Source organism: Amycolatopsis sp. NPDC006125 (assembly GCF_040614195.1).
GTDB lineage: Bacteria > Actinomycetota > Actinomycetes > Mycobacteriales > Pseudonocardiaceae > Amycolatopsis_E > Amycolatopsis_E tucumanensis.
The window spans coordinates 1-7,806 of the sequence record NZ_JBEXTZ010000183.1 but is presented as its reverse complement, the minus strand read 5'-3'; the positions used below and the strand labels follow the sequence as shown (position 1 = coordinate 7,806).

Genomic DNA, 7,806 nt, shown 5'->3' with positions numbered 1-7,806 from the left:
CATCGTCGGCCGCCACCCGGCCGCGCCCTCCGGGAACCCGTGCAGCAGCAGGACCGGCGGGGCGTCGCGCGGGCCGTCGGCCAGCACGTGGAAGTCCAGCCCGTTCGCGGCGACCCGCAGGTGCTCAACCACGGCCGTCCTCCGGGAAGAACCGCTGCGCGCCCGGTTCCACGTGCTTGACCGCGTTCATGTCCTGCCGCAGCCGGGAGAGCTGCTGGTAGACCTCCCGCCGCGCCCGGTTCTGGCTGCCCAGCGGCCGGTGCTCGGCGATGGTGTGCCACGGGTTGATCGACAGGCTGTCCGCCCGCGCGCGCTGCTCCCCCGGGTCGAGTTCCTGCCGGTCCAGCACCAGCGTCGCGACCCGCACCGGCGGCGACAACCGCTCCGGCCACACGATCGAGGCGTCCTCGACCGGCATCCGCCGCGGCTCGGTCTGCACCTGCAGGCACAGGTCGAACCCGGCCTGGCGCTGCGCGAGCGTGGCCCGCAGCGCCTCGGACAGGTAGTCGTCGGACGGGTTCCACGGCGCCCGCCCGCGCGCGCCCCGCGGCACGAACCGGTACTGCATCGCCCGTCCCCGGCCGAGCAGGTACGCCGCGCAGCTCCAGTACGGCGTGTCCAGCGGGCTGCTGTGCGTGCGGGCGTAGAGCCCCTGCATCACCAGGTCGGCGAGGTGGCTGTCCCGCGGGTTCACGAAGTACCACAGCGGCGAGTCGTTCCCGATCTGCCGCTGCAGCTTCGCGTTCTCCACCACGTCCGGTGTGGTGAACGTGGGCGCGCTGATACCGGTGAGGTCCAGCGTGTGCCGCTCGTCGTCGAGCAGCTTCGGCCCCGGCACCCCGACGAGCTTGACACCGATGCTGAGCACCCCGTTGTCCTTCACGTCGGGCGGGGCGAACGGCCCGGGACCGGCGAAGCGCACCCAGGCCGGGTAGGTCGCCGGGCGCGCGAACAGCCCGTGCCGCACCGGGAACGGCAGGCCGTCGTGGATCCGCAGCGAGCCGTGCACCACGCCGTAGGTCTTCGTGTTGCCTGCCCGCAGCGCGTGCCCGTGCGCGTAGTGCCGGTGCAGGAACCGGCTCATCAGGTCGACGATCTCGTCGGTGGCGGCGGCCTCCCCGGGCAGCGGTGTCTCCTCGGCGGGCACCGGCGAGCCGGGCACCCGGCCGCGGGCCAGCGCGGCCTGCACGAGCGCCTGGACCGGCGGCCGGACCACGGCGTCGAAGGCCGGCCGCACCCACGGGTCGACCCGCCGCTCCGCCGCGACCAGCCCGAGCACCGCGTCGTTGAGCAGTTTCAGCCAGTTCATCACGCCGCCAGGTACCGCAGTGCCGCCACGCCGGGCAGGAAGAAGTAGGCGCCGCCGCGGACCTGCACGAAGGACGGCAGCCCGCTGTGCCGCCGCCGCACCGGCGTGGCCTGCTCGGTGAACCGCGCGCCCCGCCCGTTCTTCGGCGCGACCAGCGGGTCGGCGTCGTCGTGCAGGCCGTTGAAGACCGGGCTGTTGATCCAGGTGTGCTGCACGAACTCGTACTGCCGGGCAAGGTTGGCGCTCAGGCACAGGAAGTGCAGCCCGCGTTCGTCCGGGCCGGAGCCGTCCGCGCCGGCGATGGTGTAGCTGCGGCCGCGGCGCAGCAGCCGGTGCCGGTTGTTGACCGCCACCGACTTCGGCGAGCCCGGGCCGGGGTCGAGCGAGTCGCGCGGGTTCGCGCGGCGCACGTGCGCGCCCAGCGGGCAGGACAGGCCGTGCGGATCCTCGGCGTGGTAGGCGAAGTCCTCTTCGGCGAGCGCGGGTTCGTCCCGCTCCGGGGCGAGGACGAGCGGCGCGCCGCTGGGCCACCGCCCCACCATCTTCGCCGCGAGCCGCCGGGCAGGCTGCTCGCCACCCGCCCGCTCGCGCAGGTGCGCCCAGAACCCGTCGACGTCCTGGCGCAACTGGCGGAACACCAGGTAGCTGCCGTCACGGCCGAGGTCGGCGGCGCCGTCGGCGGTGCGCGGCAGCAGACCGCGCGGGTCGGCGTCGGCGGGCAGCAGCGGCCGCTCGGTGAGCCGCCCGTAGGCGTTGCGGTAGCCCAGGACGAACTCGCCGAGCTCGACGTCGCCGGGCGCGGCCTCCTCCCCCAGGCCGGACAGCTTCGGCTGGGACAGGCCGTCGCGGAAGCCGAACGGCTCGGTCGGGGTGAGCGGGTCGGTGGGCAGCGCGACGGTCAGGGACAGTCCCTCGCTCTCCCGCTTGATCTGGGCCACCCGCCGCCGCAGCGCGGTCGCGGTCGCCGCGTACACCAGGACCAGCAGGTGCACCGGCGCGGTGGACGGCCCGCCCCACGCCCACCGCCGCGGGTCGGCGTCGCCGGAGTCGCCGAGCAGGCGGCTGCGGTGCTCGGTGGTCATGCCCTCGCCGAAGGGCGCCGAGAACGAGTCGACGACCTCCGCGGGGACGCCGAGTGCGCGCATCCCGGCGGCGGTGAGGGCCACGTTGACCGCGGCCTCGGACGGCTTGGCCGCCGCCGTGGACACCTGGGCGGCCAGGTTCCGCAGCGTCGCGCGGGCCGCCCGCTCGCCGGTGACCGCGAACAGCAGGAACGTGGCGTGCCGCAGCCCGCCGTAGCCGCGGACGAGCAGGCCCTGGGTGTCGCTGAAGTCGAGGGTCATCGCCGCCACCTCACAGCAGGGCCAGCCAGGACCGGGCCGCCTCCGCGTCGAGGTCGCGGGTGAGGCCGTCCCGGAGTGCGGAGTTGTCGTCGATGTTGCGTGCCGACAGGTCGCCGTAGGCGGAGTACCAGACGGCGGGCAGCTGGTGGGCGCGCAGGTAGGACTTGAAGGCCTGCTCGTCCCGCGCGCCGCCCCACAGCAGCCACCGCGTGCGCGGGTAGCCGACGCCGTTGCTGAACACCGCGTTGAGCCCGGCGGACAACTTGTCGATGAAGTCGTCCATGTAGCTTTCCAGGCTGCCGTCGTAGTTGCTGGCGAAGACGAGCCTGCGGCCGCCGTCGAGGTAGACCCACCGGGCGAAGTGGATGGTCCGCACCCCGGCCAGGTTGTCGGTGGCGTAGACGTGCCGGTTGAACCAGTCCAGTCCGAACAGGACGGTGCGCAGGGTGAAGTGCCGCACCGGCCCCGGTTTGACGTAGCCGGTGGCGGTGAACGGGTTCTGCACCCGGGTGTCCTCCTGCTGCGTCAGCTCCGCGAGGCGCTCCCGGGACACGGTCGCGCGTTCGGGTTCGTCGCGCAGCTCCTTGAGGCGGATCAGCACGGCCAGCGCCGGGACGACCGGCAGCAGCAGCGGCGCGACCGCGGGAACCGCGACCAGGTGCGCGGCCTCGCGCAGGCGGTGCCCCACCGCGGTGGGTGCCGCGGGCCGCAGCGCCCACGACAGGTCCGGTTGCTGCGCGACGAAGTCCCGGATCGCGCGGTGCACCGCCACCTCGCCGGTGCCCGTCCACTCCGGTTTCTCGTCGAGGAACTGCTCGATGCGTTCCCGCAGCCTCGCCTCGTCGCGGATCCGGGCCAGGCTCCGCCCGGTGCGGTGCACGTAGGTGGCGGCGGGCGTGATCTCGTGGTCGCGCAGCCACCGCACCCGGCCGCCCGCGGTGCGGGTTTCCGGGTACTCCTCGCACAGCCCGAGCAACGCGGACAGCGCGTCGCCGCGGGCGGCGGCGAGGTCGTGCAGGTGGGCCAGCACGGGCGTGTCCAGCTCGGCCATGTAGACCAGCGACTCGCGGCCGTCGCCGTCGGGCGGCAGCACGAACACCCGCGCGAAGTGCACCCCGGCCATGTCGCGGAACGGGCCGCCGTCGGAGTCGACGCCCTTGCGCAGCTCGTCGAGCAGCCCGGGCACGTCGCCCTCGTGGCCCTGCCGCAGCGGCGCCCGGATGGTGAGCGGGACCTGGTGCGGCGACGGGCGGGCCGCGGCGCCGGTGCCGGGCCTGCGCAGCAGGAACCAGCCGACCCGGCGCCGCCACAGCCACACCACGCCGAGGTAGAGGTCCTTGGCCACCAGCCGGATCTCGTCCCGCACCCCGCGGGCCACCAGCGAGGTCTTGGAGTAGTCGATGACGACGCACTCCCGGCCGTCGACCCAGCTGTGCCCGGGCGCGACGGCCGCCTTGATCGCGGTCACGCCGGCCGGGCCGACGCGGTTCGCCAGGGTCCGGCCCGCGGGGTCGAAGACCTTGCCGCGCCAGGCGACCGAGCGGGCGAGGGAGGCGACCAGCCGGTTCACCGGCGTGCCCGGTGCGAGCACCGCGGTGCCGTCCATCGGGCCGTGCGGCACTTCGCCGGGCGGGCTGGCCCGGAACAGCCGGTCCAGCTCGTCGTGGGTCGCGCGCAGCAGCGCGGCCTCGTCCACGACGGTCATGTCCGCACCTCCCACGCGGCGAACGCGTTGTCCACCGTCGCGAGCACCGGCCGCAGGCCCGGGTAGTGCCGGGTGAGGACGGTGGCCATCGAGTTGTCCCGGATCCACGCCAGCCCGGCGTCGGAGTAGACCTGCGGCGTGTAGTACTCGGTGAAGAACCGGTCGCTGTTGAGCCGCCGCGACGCCATCAGGACGAAGATGCGGAACGCCGTGTCGCTGAACGCGAAGCCCTCCGGGCGGCGCTCGGCGAACATGCCGACCGTCAGGTCGACCTGCTCGATGTCGCCGTCGTAGGCGCGGCGGATCTCCTCGGCCCACTCCGGGTCGGCGGTCAGGTCGCGGAAGTCCCGCGCCGGCGGCAGGTGCAGCAGGCGGCGGAACTCGTTGTACCGCGGCACGCCGAGCTCCCGCGAGCGCAGGATGTCGGTGGCCGCGAGGTCCTGCAGGTGCCCGTCCGGGCGCTGGAACTGCTGCAGGTGCTTGGGGAAGTTGTGCAGCGTGACCAGGCCCGGCGGCAGGGTGCCGAAGGAGTACAGCAGATCGGTCATGCCGATGCTGCCCAGGACCTTGAGCGCGTTGGCGCCGGAGATGTCGGGGAACTCGCAGTCCAGGATCGTGGCGTCGTCCCCGGCCGAGCGCAGGCTCCAGGTGTCGCGCACCAGCGGGTGCATCCGGTACACCGCGACGAACTCCTCGGTCAGCGCGAACGGCACCCCGTAGTGGTCGGTCGCGCCGCCCGGGATCCCGCTGACCACCTCGCTGCCGCTGATGCGGCCGAACAGCCGGTGCACCCGCTCCCCTGCCAGGCCGAACCAGTTGGCCCGCAGCGCGGCCTTCGTGGTCGGGTGGCTGATCACCGCGGGCGTCCACTCCACGGTGTGGATCTTCGCCAGCAGCGCCGAGGTGACCAGGCGGGCGCGCTGGAACAGCTCCTCGTCCGGCCACGATGGGTACTCGGCGTGCAGCCGGTCGCAGATCGCGTTGTGCTCCAACGTGAACAGCGTGCGCAGCATCTCGGTGCCGAGCCAGAAGCCGGGGACCAGCGCGGGGTCGCGGGACGGGTCGTCGGGGATCGGCAGCAGGCCGTTGTCGAGCACCCGCAGCTTGCCCTGCTCGCCGCTGCGCAGCCAGCCCTGCTCCTCGCCGGTGACGCCGTAGATCTGCGAGCCGTCCCACCAGTGGGTGAGCACGTTGACGCGGGTCTGGGGCATCGACGCGCCCGGCGGGCGGGTCGGGTCGTCGGGCGTGCGCATGATGCGCATGGGCTTGTCCGGCCAGGTGTCGTCGTCGGCCAGCGGCACCACCCACGGGTTCTCCTTCGGGCTGGTGCCGTGGCTGAACCAGTCGCGGATCATGAACTGCAGCCACGCGGCCACCAGCGAGTTCACCGACGTGGCAGGCACGAACGTGGTGCGGGTCAGCAGTTTCCGGCTGATCTCGCGCGGGCTCGGCTTCAGCACCGCGTCCTCGGTGGCCGGGGTGATCTCGTCGAGCGGGATGTTGCGGCCGAACCGCGCGCCGGCCATGCCCATCGCGGGCTCGGTCAGGTCGTTGTGGCTGCCGTCGACGGACCGGCTCACCAGGTGATCGGGCGTGAGCGGCGGCACCGGCGGCGTGCCCATCGCCGGCAGGCGGCTCGTGTCGTGCAGGTTCTCCTGGCGCAGCCTGGTGCGCAGGCCGATCAGGTCGAGCAGGCCGAGCGGGACCGGCAGCCGGTCCCAGCCCACCACCCGGTCGACCATTCCGGTGATCATGGTGAAGGCCCGCCAGGGCAGGCTGGTGCGATATGTCCGGGTGGTGTTTTCTTGATCGGCCATCGCGGGTTCCCCCGTATTCGTCGGTTGCGCGAATGGACGTGCGAAGATCGGCGCCTTGCCTGCCAGCGTGCGTCGCGAAACGCCCAGCGTGGCACCGGATCACGCGCCCTGTCCAGTACCCGGATGGCCCAAGTGCGCGGGGCCGCTGCGAGAATTTCACCAACACCGGCGGCCGGGCGATCGCACATTTCCCGGGTAGCCTGAAAAAGGCCGGAATCGAATCTCCGCGGAATTGTCGTCGCCGGAGGTGGAAATGATGTCCACGACCACCGTCCCCGCCCGCGCCGCGATTGCCCGCGCGGCCCTGCCCGACGCGCTGGCGGTCGGCGCGCTGGTGCTGGCGCCGAACCTGGCGCAGGGGCTGTTCGCGCGCAGGCCCGCCGTGGTCCGGGCGGCGGCGGCCGCCGGGGTGGACGGCGCGGCGGTGCGGCAGCTGTCGGCGATGGCCGGCCGGAGCACGCGGCCGGTGCGCGTCGGCGGGACCGTGCTACTGCTCGACCCGCGCGACGCCGACCGGGTGCTCGAGGGGCCGGTCGACGTCTACGCGGGCGATCCGGATCCGAAACGCCGTGGCATGGCGCACTTCCAGCCCGGCGCGGTGACGATTTCGCGCGGCGAGGCGTGGCGGGAGCGGCGCCGGTTCACCGACGCGGTGCTCGCGTCTGCGCCCGCCCTCGCGCCGCGGGTGGCGGAGTGCGTGGCGGAGGAGATCGCCCGGCTGCCCGCGCGGACCGGGTGGCGGCCGTGGAACCGGGCGTTCCAGCGGATCGCGCGCCGGATCGTGCTGAGCGACGAGGCCGCCGGCGACGACGCGCTGTCGGTGACGCTGGAGCGGATGATGGCCGAGGCGAACCGGTTGCCGCGCCGGCCGTCCCGGCGCCTGCCGGCCTTCCGCGCGAGCGTCGAGGGCCACCTGGAACGGGCCGAGCCGGGCAGTCTGGCCGCGGCGATCGCCGACACGCCGGCCGGTCCGGACACCGAGCCGTGCGCGCAGGTGACGCACTGGCTCTTCGCGCTCGGCGACACGCTGGCGGCCAACGCGCTGCGGGCGCTCGCGGTGCTCGGCCAGCGCCCGGCGGACGCCGAACGAGCCCTGGCGGAGGCGGACCACGCGGCGGCGTGCCTGCAGGAGACGATGCGGCTGTGGCCGACCACGCCGATGCTGTCCAGGGAGACGCGCGCCGAGGTGGTGTGGGACGACGGGACGGTCCTGCCTGCCGGGACGCGGATCCTGGTGGTGAACACGTTCTTCCACCGCGACCCGGCGCACGTGCCCGACGCGGACGCCTTCGTGCCGGAGCGGTGGCTGGAGGGCACGCCGGCGGGGGTGAACCACTTCAGCCGCGGCCCCCAACGCTGCGCCGGAGCGGACCTGGCCGTGCTCACCGGCCGCGAAGCGCTCCGGGCGGCGTTGATGCGGACCCTGACCATCCGCACCCCGCGGCTACCCGCCGAGCCGCCGATGCCGTACGCGCTCGACCACTTCCGCGTCGAAGCCGTCCTCGCCTAGCGCCGGGTCACCGACAGGCGGCCCGGGGCGCCGCCGTGGAGGGTCTGCAGCATCGGCGTTTCCACCTCGGTGAAACCCCGGCGGTGGAACGATTCCCGCAGCGAACGGACCACTGAGGCGCG

Annotated in this window: 5 protein-coding genes and 1 pseudogene; 1 reads left to right on the top strand and 5 read right to left on the bottom strand. The window is 73.9% G+C overall.

The annotated features are described in order from the left end of the window. Positions 1–124: 124 nt before the first annotated feature. Genes ABZ193_RS42635 through ABZ193_RS42620 form a run of 4 tightly spaced genes read right to left on the bottom strand, consistent with a single transcriptional unit; the run spans position 125 to position 6,174 of the window. Positions 125–1,309 (bottom strand): hypothetical protein, encoded by a 1,185-nt coding sequence (locus ABZ193_RS42635; protein ID WP_354714500.1) that lies wholly within the window; start codon positions 1,307–1,309, stop codon positions 125–127. Continuing rightward, complete coding sequence (locus ABZ193_RS42630; RefSeq protein ID WP_354714498.1) at positions 1,309–2,652, bottom strand: Dyp-type peroxidase; 1,344 nt, start codon at positions 2,650–2,652, stop codon at positions 1,309–1,311. Before ABZ193_RS42630 ends, ABZ193_RS42635 begins: the two co-directional genes overlap by 1 nt. A 10-nt stretch (positions 2,653–2,662) precedes the next feature. Continuing rightward, positions 2,663–4,357: a hypothetical protein gene (locus tag ABZ193_RS42625; RefSeq protein WP_354714496.1), complete on the bottom strand. Its 1,695-nt coding sequence runs from the start codon at positions 4,355–4,357 to the stop codon at positions 2,663–2,665. After that, a complete protein-coding gene (locus tag ABZ193_RS42620) occupies positions 4,354–6,174 on the bottom strand; it encodes a peroxidase family protein (protein WP_237335711.1) in 1,821 nt (606 codons plus the stop codon). The genes ABZ193_RS42625 and ABZ193_RS42620 overlap by 4 nt, the downstream gene beginning before the upstream one ends. 253 nt (positions 6,175–6,427) lie before the next feature. Here ABZ193_RS42620 and ABZ193_RS42615 point away from each other — a divergent pair, with 253 nt between their 5' ends. Next, positions 6,428–7,684, top strand: a complete 1,257-nt coding sequence (locus ABZ193_RS42615) for a cytochrome P450 (protein ID WP_354714495.1) — start codon at positions 6,428–6,430, stop codon at positions 7,682–7,684. Between the two features lie 26 nt (positions 7,685–7,710). On the opposite strand, the pseudogene ABZ193_RS42610 reads toward ABZ193_RS42615, so the two are convergent. After that, positions 7,711–7,806 (bottom strand): annotated as a pseudogene (locus tag ABZ193_RS42610) (amino acid--tRNA ligase-related protein); the annotation flags it as partial.